The organism is Pseudomonas fluorescens, from assembly GCF_030344995.1.
GTDB lineage: Bacteria > Pseudomonadota > Gammaproteobacteria > Pseudomonadales > Pseudomonadaceae > Aquipseudomonas > Aquipseudomonas fluorescens_BF.
The window spans coordinates 5,069,674-5,083,290 of record NZ_CP128260.1 but is presented as its reverse complement, the minus strand read 5'-3'; the positions used below and the strand labels follow the sequence as shown (position 1 = coordinate 5,083,290).

14 protein-coding genes are annotated in these 13,617 nt (G+C 60.3%); 9 read left to right on the top strand and 5 right to left on the bottom strand.

Going from position 1 to position 13,617, the window contains the following annotated elements:
* Positions 1-3: 3 nt before the first annotated feature.
* The 4 genes from zwf (at position 4) to QR290_RS22775 (ending at position 3,783) form a co-directional block, all read left to right on the top strand.
* Complete coding sequence (zwf, locus tag QR290_RS22790) at positions 4-1,470, top strand: glucose-6-phosphate dehydrogenase (protein WP_011335604.1); 1,467 nt, start codon at positions 4-6, stop codon at positions 1,468-1,470.
* Positions 1,457-2,170, top strand: a complete 714-nt coding sequence (gene pgl, locus QR290_RS22785; RefSeq protein WP_085606568.1) for a 6-phosphogluconolactonase — start codon at positions 1,457-1,459, stop codon at positions 2,168-2,170. Before zwf ends, pgl begins: the two co-directional genes overlap by 14 nt.
* A gap of 17 nt (positions 2,171-2,187) precedes the next feature.
* The gene (locus QR290_RS22780; protein ID WP_289203668.1) at positions 2,188-2,853 is read left to right on the top strand and encodes a bifunctional 4-hydroxy-2-oxoglutarate aldolase/2-dehydro-3-deoxy-phosphogluconate aldolase; all 666 of its coding nucleotides are present in this window, start codon (positions 2,188-2,190) and stop codon (positions 2,851-2,853) included.
* A 213-nt stretch (positions 2,854-3,066) separates the two neighbouring features.
* Positions 3,067-3,783: an intradiol ring-cleavage dioxygenase gene (locus QR290_RS22775; protein WP_115078959.1), complete on the top strand. Its 717-nt coding sequence runs from the start codon at positions 3,067-3,069 to the stop codon at positions 3,781-3,783.
* On the opposite strand, the gene QR290_RS22770 is transcribed toward QR290_RS22775, so the two are convergent.
* Positions 3,780-4,961 carry an aminotransferase class V-fold PLP-dependent enzyme gene (locus QR290_RS22770; protein WP_289203667.1) on the bottom strand — a complete coding sequence of 394 codons (1,182 nt, stop codon included), beginning with the start codon at positions 4,959-4,961 and terminating at the stop codon, positions 3,780-3,782. The two genes, QR290_RS22775 and QR290_RS22770, sit on opposite strands and share 4 nt — an antisense overlap.
* Before the next feature lie 30 nt (positions 4,962-4,991).
* Complete coding sequence (locus tag QR290_RS22765; protein WP_003213031.1) at positions 4,992-5,228, bottom strand: DUF3820 family protein; 237 nt, start codon at positions 5,226-5,228, stop codon at positions 4,992-4,994.
* 205 nt (positions 5,229-5,433) lie between these two features.
* On the opposite strand from QR290_RS22765, the gene QR290_RS22760 reads away from it, so the two are divergent.
* The gene (locus tag QR290_RS22760) at positions 5,434-5,901 is read left to right on the top strand and encodes a PA2169 family four-helix-bundle protein (protein ID WP_007951153.1); all 468 of its coding nucleotides are present in this window, start codon (positions 5,434-5,436) and stop codon (positions 5,899-5,901) included.
* Between the two features lie 124 nt (positions 5,902-6,025).
* Here QR290_RS22760 and QR290_RS22755 read toward each other — a convergent pair whose 3' ends face one another.
* Both QR290_RS22755 and QR290_RS22750 read right to left on the bottom strand, forming a co-directional pair.
* Positions 6,026-6,496 (bottom strand): MaoC family dehydratase, encoded by a 471-nt coding sequence (locus QR290_RS22755; RefSeq protein WP_115078957.1) that lies wholly within the window; start codon positions 6,494-6,496, stop codon positions 6,026-6,028.
* Positions 6,497-6,538: 42 nt separating this feature from the next.
* On the bottom strand, positions 6,539-7,483 hold the full coding sequence (locus QR290_RS22750; protein WP_289203666.1) for an alpha/beta hydrolase: 945 nt from the start codon (positions 7,481-7,483) through the stop codon (positions 6,539-6,541).
* Between the two features lie 248 nt (positions 7,484-7,731).
* On the opposite strand from QR290_RS22750, the gene fadD2 reads away from it, so the two are divergent.
* Together fadD2 and fadD1 are read left to right on the top strand one after the other, a co-directional pair.
* Positions 7,732-9,420 (top strand): long-chain-fatty-acid--CoA ligase FadD2, encoded by a 1,689-nt coding sequence (gene fadD2, locus QR290_RS22745; protein WP_085745177.1) that lies wholly within the window; start codon positions 7,732-7,734, stop codon positions 9,418-9,420.
* A gap of 348 nt (positions 9,421-9,768) precedes the next feature.
* Positions 9,769-11,466, top strand: a complete 1,698-nt coding sequence (fadD1, locus tag QR290_RS22740; RefSeq protein WP_085606558.1) for a long-chain-fatty-acid--CoA ligase FadD1 — start codon at positions 9,769-9,771, stop codon at positions 11,464-11,466.
* A 255-nt stretch (positions 11,467-11,721) separates the two neighbouring features.
* Here the strand turns inward: fadD1 and QR290_RS22735 are convergent, their stop codons facing one another.
* Positions 11,722-12,099, bottom strand: coding sequence for a hypothetical protein (locus QR290_RS22735; RefSeq protein WP_289203665.1), 378 nt, complete (start codon positions 12,097-12,099; stop codon positions 11,722-11,724).
* A gap of 197 nt (positions 12,100-12,296) precedes the next feature.
* On the opposite strand from QR290_RS22735, the gene QR290_RS22730 reads away from it, so the two are divergent.
* Positions 12,297-12,488, top strand: coding sequence for a CsbD family protein (locus QR290_RS22730; RefSeq protein ID WP_011335596.1), 192 nt, complete (start codon positions 12,297-12,299; stop codon positions 12,486-12,488).
* Positions 12,489-12,665: 177 nt separating this feature from the next.
* Positions 12,666-13,616 carry a YihY/virulence factor BrkB family protein gene (locus QR290_RS22725; protein ID WP_115078955.1) on the top strand — a complete coding sequence of 317 codons (951 nt, stop codon included), beginning with the start codon at positions 12,666-12,668 and terminating at the stop codon, positions 13,614-13,616.
* Position 13,617 lies beyond the last annotated feature (1 nt).

Genomic DNA, 13,617 nt, shown 5'->3' with positions numbered 1-13,617 from the left:
ATCATGCCTTCGATTACGGTTGAACCGTGCACCTTCGCCTTGTTCGGCGCCTTGGGCGATCTGGCCCTGCGCAAGCTGTTTCCTGCCCTTTATCACCTGGATGGCGCCGGCCTGCTGCACGAGGACACGCGCATTATCGCACTGGCCCGTGAGGCGGGCACCGAGCAGCAGCACCTGGCGTTCATCGCCGCCGAGCTGCGCCGTTACGTGGGCAAAGAACTGGACGAGGCCGTGGCCGAGCGCTTTCTGGCGCGCCTGACCTACCTGCACGTCGACTTCCTCAAGGCTGAAGATTACGTGGCGCTGGCCGAACTGGCCGGCAGCACGCAACGCATGATTGCCTACTTCGCCACCCCGGCGGCGGTGTACGGCGCGATCTGCGAGAACCTGGCGAACGTCGGTCTGGCAGAAAACACCCGCGTGGTACTGGAAAAGCCGATCGGCTCCGACCTGGAATCCTCGCGCAAGGTCAACGACGCCGTGGCGCAGTTCTTCCCGGAGAACCGCACCTACCGCATCGACCACTACCTGGGCAAAGAAACCGTTCAGAACCTGATCGCCCTGCGTTTCGCCAACAGCCTGTTCGAAACCCAGTGGAACCAGAACTACATCTCCCACGTGGAAATCACCGTGGCCGAGAAGGTCGGTATCGAAGGCCGCTGGGGTTACTTCGACAAGGCCGGTCAGCTGCGGGACATGATCCAGAACCACCTGCTGCAACTGCTCTGCCTGATCGCCATGGACCCGCCGGCCGACCTGTCCGCCGACAGCATCCGCGACGAGAAGGTCAAGGTGCTCAAGGCCCTGGCGCCGATCAGTCCGGAAGGCCTGACCACGCAAGTGGTGCGCGGCCAGTACATCGCCGGGCACAGCGAAGGCAAGTCCGTACCTGGCTACCTCGAAGAGCCGAATTCCAACGCCCAGAGCGACACCGAAACCTTCGTCGCCCTGCGCGCCGACATCCGCAACTGGCGCTGGGCCGGCGTGCCGTTCTACCTGCGTACCGGCAAGCGCATGCCGCAGAAACTGTCGCAGATCGTCATCCACTTCAAGGAACCGTCGCACTACATCTTCGCCCCCGAGCAGCGCCTGCAGATCAGCAACAAACTGATCATCCGCCTGCAACCGGACGAAGGCATTTCCTTGCGGGTGATGACCAAGGAGCAAGGCCTGGACAAGGGCATGCAACTGCGTAGCGGCCCGCTGCAACTGAATTTTTCCGACACCTGGCGCAGCGCTCGGATCCCCGATGCCTACGAGCGGTTGTTGCTGGAAGTGATGAACGGCAATCAGAACCTGTTTGTCCGTAAAGATGAAATCGAAGCCGCGTGGAAATGGTGTGACCAGCTGATCGCCGGGTGGAAAAAATCCGGTGACGCGCCCAAGCCGTATGCGGCCGGGTCGTGGGGGCCGATGAGCTCCATTGCATTGATCACGCGGGACGGGAGGTCGTGGTATGGCGATATCTGATGTGAAACTGCCCGAGGGCGTGAATGCCCGCGAATTCAAGAGCCCGGTGCTGCTCGCCGAAGGCCTGGCGCTGAATGTCGCCAAGCAATTGAGCGAAGCGCTGGCAGCACGCGGCAACGCCGTGCTGGTGGTGTCCGGCGGCCGTAGCCCGGTGGCGTTTTTCCAGCACTTGGCCAAGCAGGAACTGGACTGGTCGAAGGTCGTCGTGACCCTCGCCGACGAACGCTGGGTACCGGTCGAACACGCCGACAGCAACGCCGGTCTGCTCAAGCAATATCTGCTCAAGGGCCCGGCGGCCAAGGCGCAGTTTCTCAGCCTTTACAGCGCGGCGGCCAACGTCGAGCAGGCTGCGGAGCAGGCCGATCGTTTGCTCGCCGAGTTGCCGCCCATCGACGTGCTGGTGCTGGGCATGGGCGATGACGGTCACACCGCGTCGCTGTTCCCGGACAGCCCGAATCTGGCCGAAGCCCTGCAAGCCGACGGCACCCGTCGCTGCTGGCCGATGCTGGCGCCGAGCGTGCCGCGTCAGCGCCTGACCATGAGCCGCGCATTGCTGGCCTCGGCCCGGCACAAGATTCTGTCGATTTCCGGTCAGTCGAAACTGACCACCCTGAATGCCGCACTGGCATCCAACGACGTCGCCGCCATGCCGGTTCGCGCGTTTCTGCAACCTACGTTAGAGATTTACTGGTGCCCATGAGCCAAGGAACAGCCGCTATGACAACCCCATCCCCGACCGTTTCCATGGCGGACAAAGTTGCCCTGATCGACAGCCTCTGCGCCAAGGCGCGGATCCTGCCGGTGATCACCATCGCCCGTGAACAGGACGTGCTGCCGCTGGCCGACGCCCTGGCTGCCGGTGGTCTGACCGCGCTGGAAGTGACCCTGCGTTCGCAGTTCGGCCTCAAGGCGATCCAGATCCTGCGCGATCAGCGCCCGGAGCTGGTGACCGGTGCCGGCACCGTGCTCGACCGCAATATGCTGGCCGCGGCCGAAGCCGCCGGTTCGCAGTTCATCGTTACCCCGGGCATCACCCGTGATCTGCTGGAAGCCAGTGTCGAAAGCCCGATCCCGCTGCTGCCGGGCATCAGCAATGCCTCCGGCATCATGGAAGGCTATGGCCTGGGTTATCGCCGCTTCAAGCTGTTCCCGGCTGAAGTCAGCGGCGGCGTGGCGGCAATCAAGGCCCTTGGCGGCCCGTTCGGCGAAGTGAAATTCTGCCCGACTGGCGGCGTCGGCCCTGCCAACATCAAGAGCTACATGGCGCTGAAAAACGTCATGTGCGTGGGCGGTAGCTGGATGCTTGATCCTGAGTGGATCAAGAACGGCGACTGGGCCCGCATTCAGGAATGCACTGCCGAGGCGTTGGCGCTGCTGGACTGATCCTCACCTTACACTTCGTTGTGTGTTCTACGGCTTTACGGTGCGCTTGGTCGGTGCACCGTTTTTTTTGCCCGCGAAAAACTTGGTTATCTCGAGATACGTTATCTGGAGATACGTTATTTGGAGATACGTTATTTGGAGATACATAGTTACCGCACCTGGCTTCGCGTGTGACGTTAACCTGCGTTCATCTTAAGGAAGAGAGAACGCGTCATGGATAACCAGCCTTCAGTACCACCGGTATATCAACTGGCCCCCGAGCAAGTCGCCGGGCCGTATTTCCGTAATCCCAAACTGCTGCGTCGCAACATCAGCGAAGGTGCCGAGGGCCTGCCGCTGTTGCTGCGCCTGACCATCGTCGACGCCATGACCGCCGAGCCGGTCAGCGGCGCGCTGGTGGATATCTGGCATTGCAACGCACGCGGCGCCTACTCCGGCTGGAGTCGGGTGAACCCCGATCTGGAAGTCGACGTCGAGGACATCGGCTCCATCCCGCGAACCGACGACGACACCTATCTGCGCGGCGGCCAGTTCAGCGATCACAAGGGCAGGGTGCGCTTCACCACGATCTATCCGGGTTTCTACGCCGGGCGAGCCCTGCATGTTCACGTGGCGGTGCGCATCGTCGCCGGCAACGAATACCTGGAGGAGCGCAATGTGGCCTGGGTCGGACAGCTGTATTTTCCGGAGGTTGTTACCCGTGGCGTGCTCAATGCCAAGGCCTATCGCGGGCGTAGCTCGCTGCCGGTGGGTAACGCCGACGATGCCTACTACGCCAACATGGGCGGTGAAGAGTCGACCCTGACGGTGTGGCCAATTGGCCGCGACTCACACGAGGACGGTTACTTCGGCCACCTCACGATCGGCATCGACACCTTTGCGGTGTCGTCGCAGATCAAGCCCGAGGACTTCGACAAGTACACGGTTTAACGCAGCTCGTTCAGCGCCAGAATCAGCGACTGAATCTCCGCCGCCGTCGTGGTCAGCGACGGCGTGATACGGATGCACGGCCCACAGGCTGCGCCGTTGCGCACGACAGTGAACAGGTTGTAGTCGTTGAGCAGGCGTTCGACCATCGCCTGCTGGTCAGCATGGCGGGTAAAGCGCATCGAGGTGATGCCGCAATACAGTCGCGGATCGTCCGGGGTCGTGACTTCGATGCCGGGTAGATTACGCACGGCGCTGACCCACAGGTTGCGCAGGTAATTCATCCGCGCACCTTTGGCCGCCGCGCCCCCCAGTGAGCGGTGTTCCTCGAACACCAGGGGCAGGGTCATCAGTGCCGGAATGTTCGGCGTGCTGTGGGGCGTGCGGGAGCGGATATCGCCAGCCGGAAAATGCATTTCGCCCATGTCCGGGTCGATATCGGCGAGGCGCTGCGGGGCAATGTAGAGAAAACCGAGGGTCAGCGGCGAACCAATCCACTTGTGCAGGTTGTACCCGGCGAAGGCGATGCCCAGCGCTTCCAGGTCGAACTCGATCTGGCCAAGGGCATGGGCACCGTCAAGGATGATGTCGACGCCGTGCTCCTTGGCCAGCGCGGCGATGGCCTGCACCGGCATCACCAGCCCGGTACGGTGGGTGACATGGGTCAGGGCCATCAGCTTGAGCTTCGGATGGCGGATGAAGGCTTCGCGGTACGTGGCCAGCAGGCTGTAGAAGGTGGCGGGGTGGGCGTGCTCGATTTCGATCACCTCGACCCCGCGATGCTTTGCCAGCCAGCGCATGGCGCCCTTGACCGTGTCGTATTCCAGATCGCAGATCAGCACCTGATCGCCTGGCTGCAGGCGGTTGTAGTTGCGGATCAACGATTGCAGGCCGGCAGTGGCGTTATGAGTAAAGGCCACGCTTTGCGCGCGCACGCCGATCAGCTCGGCCAGTTGCGCGCGGATGTCGAGGCTGTCGTGCTGCTCGAAACGCTGGCGCACGTAGACCGAGTTGCTGTTGTTGATCAGCTCGATGTTGCGCTGGTACTCCTCGACCACGGTGCGCGACATGCGCCCGAAATAGCCGTTCTCCAGATTCACGGGGCCGGGGTGGCGGTCGTAACGGTCGGCGAAGGTATGCCAGAAGGCTTCGTCTCGGGCGCGGCGGGTGTTATCGGGCATGGTCGACTCGACTCGGATCAGGGTGACGCCTCAGTGGCGCGGGGCGGGTTTGCCGTGTTTGGCGCGCAGCGGTTCGAGCAGTTCCGACAGGCCGTTGTGATCGATTTCCTGCATCAACGCCAACAGCCCGCCCAGTTCCCCATGGGGAAATCCTTCCCGGGCAAACCAGTTCAGGTAAGGGCCCGGCAGGTCGGCAATGATCCGGCCCTTGTATTTGCCGAAGGGCATTTCGCGGGTGATCAGCAGTTCGAGCTTTTCAGGGTTCATCGTTGGAATCGTCTGGCTTTGAAAACACTTCGGAAAATACAGGCATTCTGCATGCAGGCCAAATGACAGATCATGCAAATAACAGGCATACAGATTCTCGCTGCATTTATAAGCTGTTGAAAATTAAAGATTAAATTCTTTTGAGGAAGCTGGCACGACCACTGCAACACTCCTTGCATCTTTCACCCACGCAAGGAATTGAAAAATGACTGACATGAATAAAGAAGCCATCTCCGTCCTCAACGACCTGATCGAAACCAGCAAGGACGGTCAGGAAGGGTTCAAGACCTGCGCTGAAGACATCAAGCATCCAGAGCTGAAAACCCTGTTCGTGAAACGCTCCGCCGATTGCGCAACAGCTGCGGCCGAGCTGCAAGCCGCCGTACGTTCGATGGGTGGCGATCCGGAAACCTCGACCAGTGTCAGCGGTGATCTGCACCGTCGTTGGGTCGACGTCAAAGCGATGTTTACCGGCAAGGACGAAGAAGCGGTGCTCAACGAAGCCGAGCGCGGTGAAGACCACGCCCTGAAGGCTTATCGTGAAGCGATCGAGAAGATCAACAAGCACAATCTGGTCGGCATTCGTGATCTGGTCGAACGCCAGTACCACGGCGTGCAACGCAATCACGATCAGGTGAAGGCGCTGCGTAACCAGGCTCGCGCACGCTCGTAAGCTTCACTGAAACACAATGTGGGAGCGGGCTTGCCCGCGAATGCGGTGTATCAGGCAACGATAATCTTGCTGATATACCGAATTCGCGAGCAAGCCCGCGCCCACTTTTGTTTTGTGCAATGCATCAGCCAATGCTGATCGGCGGCAACGTCGGCAAGGTAACGGTCTGTTGCTTGCGCGGCGCCAGAATCTCGGCCTCGCCGTCCACCACCAGCTCATCGCGCTGGTTGAATACTCGCGTGGCGATGCGCACACGGAACTTCGGCAGCTTTTCGAGGATTTCCAGGCGCACGGTCAGCGTGTCGCCGATCTTCACCGGCTTCTGGAAGCTCATCTGCTGGCCGATATAAATGGTGCCTGGCCCAGGCAGCTCGCAAGCCACTGCGGCACTGATCAGCGCGCCGCTGAACATGCCGTGGGCGATGCGTTCCTTGAACATGCTGGCGGCGGCGAACTCGGCGTCCAGGTGCACCGGGTTGTGGTCACCGGACATCGCGGCGAACAGCTGAATGTCGCGTTCCTCGACAATCTTGCTGTAGCTCGCGGTCTGGCCCACTTCGAGGGCTTCGTAAGGGATGTTGGTAACCTGGGTCATGGGTCTGAATTCCTGTGACAGATGAAATGAATCCACAAAAAATTATTCGCTGCGGTGCGGCCGGCGATGGCTCAGGGCCTGGTCGAGCCAGGCCAGCACATCGGCGGTCACTTCGTCGCGGTTGCTCTCGTTGAACAATTCGTGCCGCGCCTGCGGGTAGATCTTCAGTTGCAGGTTCTGGCTGCCGGCCGCGCGCAAGGCGTTGGCCAGATCAGTCAGACGCTTGCCTTCGCTCACCGGATCACATTCGCCGCCGATCACCAGCAGCGGCAGGCCCGGATCGATCTGGGCGAGATTGGACGCTTTGCTGATTTGCTGCAACCCGCCTAGCAGGTCGATCCACAACTGATTGGTACAGCGAAAGCCGCACAGCGGATCGGTTGCGTACTTGTCGACTTCGGCGGGGTCACGGCTGAGCCAGTCAAAAGGAGTGCGTGCCGGCTTGAATGCCTTGTTGAACGAGCCGAACGACAGCCACTCGATCAGCGCGCTGCGGCCCTTGGCGCCCTGGCGCAGTTTTTCGAACCGGGCGATCTGCCGGGCCGCGCGGTACAGCGCAACCGGCTGGAAATTCGAGCCGCTGAGAATCGCGCCGTGCAGGCTGGCGCTGTGATGCAGTAAATAAGCCTGGGCAATGTAACTGCCCATGCTGTGCCCGAGCAGCACGATCGGCACCCCCGGATGACGCTGGCCGAGGAACTGGTTGAGGCTCGCGATATCTCCAACCACCTTGCACCAGCCATCATCATCGGCGAAATGCCCCAGCGTCCCATGATCGGCGGTTTTGCCATGCCCGCGCTGGTCGGGCGCGTACACACCGTAGCCTTCAGCGCAGAACGCTTCTGCCAGTCGTGCGTAACGGGCGCTGTGTTCCGCCATGCCGTGGGCCAGCAGAATCACCGCCTTCAGCGGCGCGTTTGGCAGCCACAGGTTGACGAAGAGGCGGCTGCGGTCACTCGCGTCCAGCCAGAAGGTGTCGTGGATCATGGCGATTCCTTTTGCGGCCTGTTTTTGCTGAAGCGTCTTGCGGAGGTTGCATTGTATAGCGCGTCCGATCTGCTCACGCCACGGCAGGAAGATTCACACGATCAATGACGACCTTGCCCATATTTGCCTGATTGACCATAGCTGCTAGTGTCCGTGAAGCCCCGCTTTTTGCTCTCGGCTTTTTCAGGGACAGAAAGAAATGACAGCGAAGCGGCCCCGGATCGGCTCAGGTAAAGAGGACAAGAACAATGCAACCTGATTTCTGGAATGACAAACGCCCGGCGGGCGTACCCCTGGACATCGACGCGGGTGAATTCAAGTCGGTGATCGAGGTGTTCGAGCGTTCCTGCAAGAAATTCGCTGATCGCCCGGCGTTCAGCAACATGGGCGTGACCCTGACCTATGCCGAGCTGGAGCGCCAGAGCGCCGCGTTCGCCGGTTATCTGCAAGCCCACACCGATCTGGCACCGGGGGATCGCATCGCGGTGCAGATGCCCAACGTCCTGCATTATCCGATTGCCGTGTTCGGTGCGCTGCGCGCCGGGCTGATCGTGGTCAACACCAACCCGCTGTACACCGCGCGGGAGATGCGTCACCAGTTCAAGGACTCTGGCGCCCGGGCGCTGGTGTACCTGAACATGTTCGGCCAGAAGGTCCAGGAAGTGCTGCCGGACACCGACATTCAGTACCTGATCGAAGCGAAGATGGGCGACCTGATGCCCACCGCCAAGGGCTGGCTGGTCAACACCGTGGTCAGCAAAGTGAAGAAAATGGTCCCGGCGTACTCGCTGCCCCAGGCGATTTCCTTCAAGAGTGCGCTGCGCATGGGCCGGGGCCTGGGCATCAAGCCGCTGAAGGTCGGCCTGGACGACATTGCCGTGCTGCAATACACCGGCGGCACCACCGGCCTGGCCAAGGGCGCGATGCTCACCCACGGCAATCTGGTGGCGAACATGCAGCAGGTGCGCGCCTGTCTCGGTCAGTTCGGCAGCGACGGTCAGCCACTGTTGCGCGAAGGTCAGGAAGTGATGATCGCGCCGCTGCCGCTGTACCACATCTATGCGTTCACCGCGAATTGCATGTGCATGATGGTGTCGGGCAACCACAACGTACTGATCACCAACCCGCGTGACATCGGCGGCTTCATCAAGGAGCTGAAGAACTGGAAGTTCTCGGCGCTGCTGGGGCTCAACACGCTGTTTGTCGCGCTGATGGATCATCCGGACTTCAAGACCCTGGATTTCTCCACCCTCAAGCTCACCAACTCCGGCGGCACCGCGCTGGTCAAGGCCACTGCCGAGCGTTGGGAGCAGATCACCGGTTGTCGCATCACCGAAGGTTACGGCCTGACCGAAACCTCGCCGGTGGCCTGCACCAACCCGTACGGCGAGCTGTCGAGGATCGGCACGGTCGGCCTGCCGGTGCCGGGCACCCGGTTGAAAGTCATCAATGACGACGGCGTCGAACAGCCTCTGGGCGAGCGCGGCGAACTGTGCATCAAGGGCCCGCAGATCATGAAGGGCTACTGGCAGAAACCCGAGGCCACCGCCGAAGTGCTGGACGCCGAGGGCTGGTTCAAGTCCGGCGATATTGCAGTGATCGATCCGGACGGGTTCGTGCGCATCGTCGACCGCAAGAAAGACATGATCATCGTCTCCGGTTTCAACGTGTACCCGAACGAGATCGAAGACGTGGTGATGGCTCACCCGAAAGTCGCCAACTGCGCGGTGATCGGCGTGCCGGACGAGCGTTCGGGCGAGGCGGTGAAGCTGTTTGTGGTGGCGCGGGAAACCGGCGTGAGCCTGGAAGAGCTGAAGGCCTACTGCAAAGAGAATTTCACGGCGTACAAGGTGCCGAAACACATCGTGCTGCGTGAGTCGTTGCCGATGACGCCTGTCGGGAAAATTCTGCGGCGGGAGTTGCGCGATATCGCCTGATCGGTGACGGGGACCCGCTGAATCTGAAAGATCGCAGCCTCTGGCGGCTTCCTCAAGCTGCTGGAGGCTGCGATCTTTTGCTTTCTATCCCCGACATTGTCCCCGAAAACCGGGACTTTCAAGGTGTTATAGGATTTTTGCTCTAAAATGACTGCCAGTAGTTCTTGAGTCATGAAAATGACTGTAGGGGCCGCTTTTGGCTCTAGTCGACCCTTGGCAAAGCTGCTACTCTCGGCGCGCTTTGTGACTTCTCGGCCTTGTAAAAAGCCAGACTCACCAATAAACAAACACCAATAATAATCGCATCAAATGCGGTGCTGAATTCGCGTTGCTGAGGAGTGGGCTTCCATGATCGAAGACTTTTGGAAGGATAAGTACCCCGCTGGAATTGCTGCCGACATCAATCCAGACGAGTACCCGAATATTCAGGCAGTGTTGAAGCAATCCTGCCAACGCTTCGCCGACAAACCGGCGTTCAGCAACCTGGGCAAGACCATCACCTACGGTGAACTGTACGAATTGTCCGGTGCGTTTGCCGCTTATCTGCAACAGCATACCGATTTGCAGCCTGGTGATCGAATCGCCGTGCAACTGCCCAACGTGTTGCAGTACCCGGTCGCCGTCTTCGGTGCCATCCGTGCCGGGCTGATCGTGGTCAACACCAACCCGCTGTACACCGCGCGGGAAATGGAACACCAATTCAACGACTCCGGTGCCAAGGCGCTGGTGTGCCTGGCGAACATGGCGCACCTGGCTGAAGCCGTGGTGCCGAAAACCGGCGTCAAACACGTCATCGTCACCGAAGTTGCCGACCTGCTACCGCCGATCAAGCGCCTGCTGATCAACAGTGTCATCAAGTACGTGAAGAAAATGGTCCCGGCCTATCACCTGCCCAAAGCCGTCAAGTTTAACGACGTGCTGAGCAAGGGCCAGGGTCAGCCGGTCGCCGAAGCCAACCCGGACAGCGGCGACGTCGCGGTGCTGCAATACACCGGCGGCACCACCGGCGTGGCCAAGGGTGCGATGCTCACCCATCGCAACCTCGTCGCCAACATGCTGCAGTGCAAGGCGCTGATGGGCTCCAACCTCAATGAAGGTTGCGAGATCCTGATCACGCCGCTGCCGCTGTACCACATCTATGCGTTCACCTTTCATTGCATGGCGATGATGCTGATCGGCAACCACAACATCCTGATCAGCAACCCGCGCGACCTGCCGGCGATGGTCAAGGAACTGTCGAAGTGGAAGTTCAGCGGCTTCGTCGGCCTCAACACGCTGTTCGTGGCCCTGTGCAACAACGAAGGTTTCCGCAAGCTGGATTTCTCGGCGCTGAAAGTCACCCTGTCCGGCGGCATGGCCCTGCAACTGGCCGCCGCCGAGCGCTGGAAAGCGGTCACCGGTTGCCCGATCTGCGAAGGTTACGGCATGACCGAAACCAGCCCGGTGGCCACGGTCAACCCGATCCAGAACATCCAGATCGGCACCATCGGCATTCCGGTGCCGTCGACCCTGTGCAAAGTCATCGACGATGCCGGTGTCGAGCAGCCGCTGGGCGAAATCGGCGAGCTGTGCGTCAAGGGCCCGCAAGTGATGAAGGGCTACTGGCAGCGCCAGGAAGCCACCGATGAAATGCTCGACAGCGAAGGCTGGCTGAAGACCGGTGACATCGCGCTGATCCAGCCGGACGGCTACATGCGCATCGTCGATCGCAAGAAAGACATGATTCTGGTCTCCGGTTTCAACGTGTACCCGAACGAACTGGAAGACGTTCTGGCGGCCCTGCCGGGCGTGTTGCAGTGCGCGGCCATTGGCATTCCGGACGAGAAATCCGGCGAAGCGATCAAGATCTTCATCGTCGCCAAACCGGGCGTCACCCTGACCAAGGAACAGGTGATGGAGCACATGCGCGCCAACGTCACTGGCTACAAGGTGCCGCGTTCGGTGGAGTTCCGCGATGCGCTGCCGACCACCAACGTCGGCAAGATCCTGCGTCGCGAACTGCGCGACGAAGAGCTGAAGAAGATCAAGGCGAAGAGCGCCGCATAAAACAAAAAGCCCCGCAGTTGCGGGGCTTTTTGTTGGTGAGGCAGTAGGGCTTTAGATCTCTGGCGTATGGTTAAACCAGCCCCTCACCCCAGCCCTCTCCCAATGGGAGAGGGGGAAAGGGAGCAGATCGCGTGTTCTTCAAAACCTGAGTTCGACTCGAAATTTCAGGTCGGCGTAACTTGCCCACGCGCCTCGGTCAGTTCCCTCTCCCTCCGGGAGAGGGCTAGGGTGAGGGGGAGAGGGATCCCCGCAATCTTACTGGCGGAACGGCGCAAAATTCACATTGGTGCCCGCCGGGCGCATGTCCTGCAGGTACGAGTCCTTGTCCGCGCTCAGTTCCAGGCTCAGGGCTGCCTTGCGCTTGCCTTCGTTGCGGATGACCAGGCCTTCGAGTTTCTCGCGCAGGAACACGGTCGGCACTTTCAGGTGCAGCAGTTCGTCGGTGGCCGGGGTGTGCATCAACAGGTGAATCCACTCGTACTGACCGATCGCCAGGCGCCAGACCGGCAAATCGAACCACCAGATGTTGCGGTTGCGGTTCAGTTCGGCGAAGTGGCAGTTGTTGGTGCCGAGCACGGCACCGCCCAGTTCCTGGTTGCGACGGGCGATGGCCTGCTTTTTATCGAGTTTCATAACATTCCTGCGGGATCGGTTCTGTGGCGCCTGGCGCCCTTATGGTGGGCATTCTCGGGGCTACGCTCGCAAACATAAAGCCCAACCTGCACGCCGCGACGAAATGAAGCCCTGAAAATAAATGAAACTTGGCGCAAATCGGGCCAGTCAATCATTACGTACTGACTTTCCCCGTTAATGTTCCAAGGAGAATCACCATGGGTAGCACGAGCGATAAAGTGAAAGGCATGGCCAACGAAGCGGTCGGCAACGTCAAGCAAGGTGTCGGCAAAGCCACCGACAACACCAAGCTGCAAGCCGAAGGCAAACTGCAAGAGAAGAAAGGCGAGGCCCAGCAAGCGGTGGGCAAAGCCAAGGACGCGATCAAGAAAGGTGTCGACAAGGCTTGATCGAGCCTTGAACGAAACAACGAAGCGGCCATCCAAGGATGGCCGTTTTCGTGTCCTGTTCACATGCGGTCACGGATCACAGTGTTTCAAAGTCGCCAAGTGAGCTACTTTGATGAGAGAAAAACGGCCCCTGAGTCGCCACGACTTCAACCTGTTTTGCGGCGAAAGGAGACGCGAATGATTTTCCCCGACATGAAAGGTCTGCCCCTGCACCGGGTCATCGTGCGCACCGTCACCGAGTTCATGGAAGACGAGATGTCGACCTATGCCTCGGCACTGGCCTACCAGATGCTGTTTTCGCTGTTCCCGTTCATTCTGTTCCTGATTGCCCTGATCGGTTTCCTGCACCTGCCGGACTTCTTTTCCTGGCTGCGCTTGCAATCGGAACTGGTCCTGCCGCCCCAGGCGCTGGAGCAGGTCAACCCGGTGATCGATCAACTGCAGCAATCCAAGGGCGGCCTGCTTTCGGTGGGTATCGTCATCGCCCTGTACACCGCGTCCGCCGGCGTGCGCCTGATGATGAGCGCGATGAACGCGGCCTACGACGTGGTCGAGGGCCGGCCGATCTGGAAGCGCTTTCCATTGTCGATTTTCTACACCGTCGGCATCGCCGGCATGTTGTTGGTGGCCGCAGCGCTGATGGTGCTCGGCCCGCAGGTGATGGGCTGGATCGCCGCGCAGGTCGGGCTTGAAGATTTCATCGTCACGGTGTGGACCATCGCCCGCTGGCCGGTGATCGTGATCCTGATGATGGTGGCCGTGGCGCTGATCTACTACGTGATGCCCGACGTCAAACAGGAATTCCGCTTCATTACGCCGGGCTCGGTGCTGGCGGTGGTGGTGTGGATCATCGCGTCTTTGGGATTCGCGTTCTACGTCAAGACATTCGCCAACTACAACGCCATGTATGGCAGCATCGGTGCGATCATCGTGCTGTTGCTGTATTTCTACATTTCGGCCGCCGTGTTGCTGCTCGGTGCGGAGATGAATGCGGTGATCGAGCACATGTCCAGCGAGGGCAAGGATCCGGGCGAGAAAGTCCCCGGCGAACTCGATGAACATCCCAAACAACACGTTTCCGGCCTCGGGCGCGATCAGTCGCTCAAGCCGAACACAGACGAAGCCTGAT

Excerpts from the sequence above, each read along its gene's own strand:
- zwf (WP_011335604.1), top strand. The coding sequence starts at position 4 with ATGCCTTCGATTACGGTTGAACCGTGCACCTTCGCCTTGTTCGGCGCC.
- pgl (WP_085606568.1), top strand. The coding sequence starts at position 1,457 with ATGGCGATATCTGATGTGAAACTGCCCGAGGGCGTGAATGCCCGCGAA.
- QR290_RS22780 (WP_289203668.1), top strand. The coding sequence starts at position 2,188 with ATGACAACCCCATCCCCGACCGTTTCCATGGCGGACAAAGTTGCCCTG.
- QR290_RS22775 (WP_115078959.1), top strand. The coding sequence starts at position 3,067 with ATGGATAACCAGCCTTCAGTACCACCGGTATATCAACTGGCCCCCGAG.
- QR290_RS22770 (WP_289203667.1), bottom strand. The coding sequence starts at position 4,961 with ATGCCCGATAACACCCGCCGCGCCCGAGACGAAGCCTTCTGGCATACC.
- QR290_RS22765 (WP_003213031.1), bottom strand. The coding sequence starts at position 5,228 with ATGAACCCTGAAAAGCTCGAACTGCTGATCACCCGCGAAATGCCCTTC.
- QR290_RS22760 (WP_007951153.1), top strand. The coding sequence starts at position 5,434 with ATGACTGACATGAATAAAGAAGCCATCTCCGTCCTCAACGACCTGATC.
- QR290_RS22755 (WP_115078957.1), bottom strand. The coding sequence starts at position 6,496 with ATGACCCAGGTTACCAACATCCCTTACGAAGCCCTCGAAGTGGGCCAG.
- QR290_RS22750 (WP_289203666.1), bottom strand. The coding sequence starts at position 7,483 with ATGATCCACGACACCTTCTGGCTGGACGCGAGTGACCGCAGCCGCCTC.
- fadD2 (WP_085745177.1), top strand. The coding sequence starts at position 7,732 with ATGCAACCTGATTTCTGGAATGACAAACGCCCGGCGGGCGTACCCCTG.
- fadD1 (WP_085606558.1), top strand. The coding sequence starts at position 9,769 with ATGATCGAAGACTTTTGGAAGGATAAGTACCCCGCTGGAATTGCTGCC.
- QR290_RS22735 (WP_289203665.1), bottom strand. The coding sequence starts at position 12,099 with ATGAAACTCGATAAAAAGCAGGCCATCGCCCGTCGCAACCAGGAACTG.
- QR290_RS22730 (WP_011335596.1), top strand. The coding sequence starts at position 12,297 with ATGGGTAGCACGAGCGATAAAGTGAAAGGCATGGCCAACGAAGCGGTC.
- QR290_RS22725 (WP_115078955.1), top strand. The coding sequence starts at position 12,666 with ATGATTTTCCCCGACATGAAAGGTCTGCCCCTGCACCGGGTCATCGTG.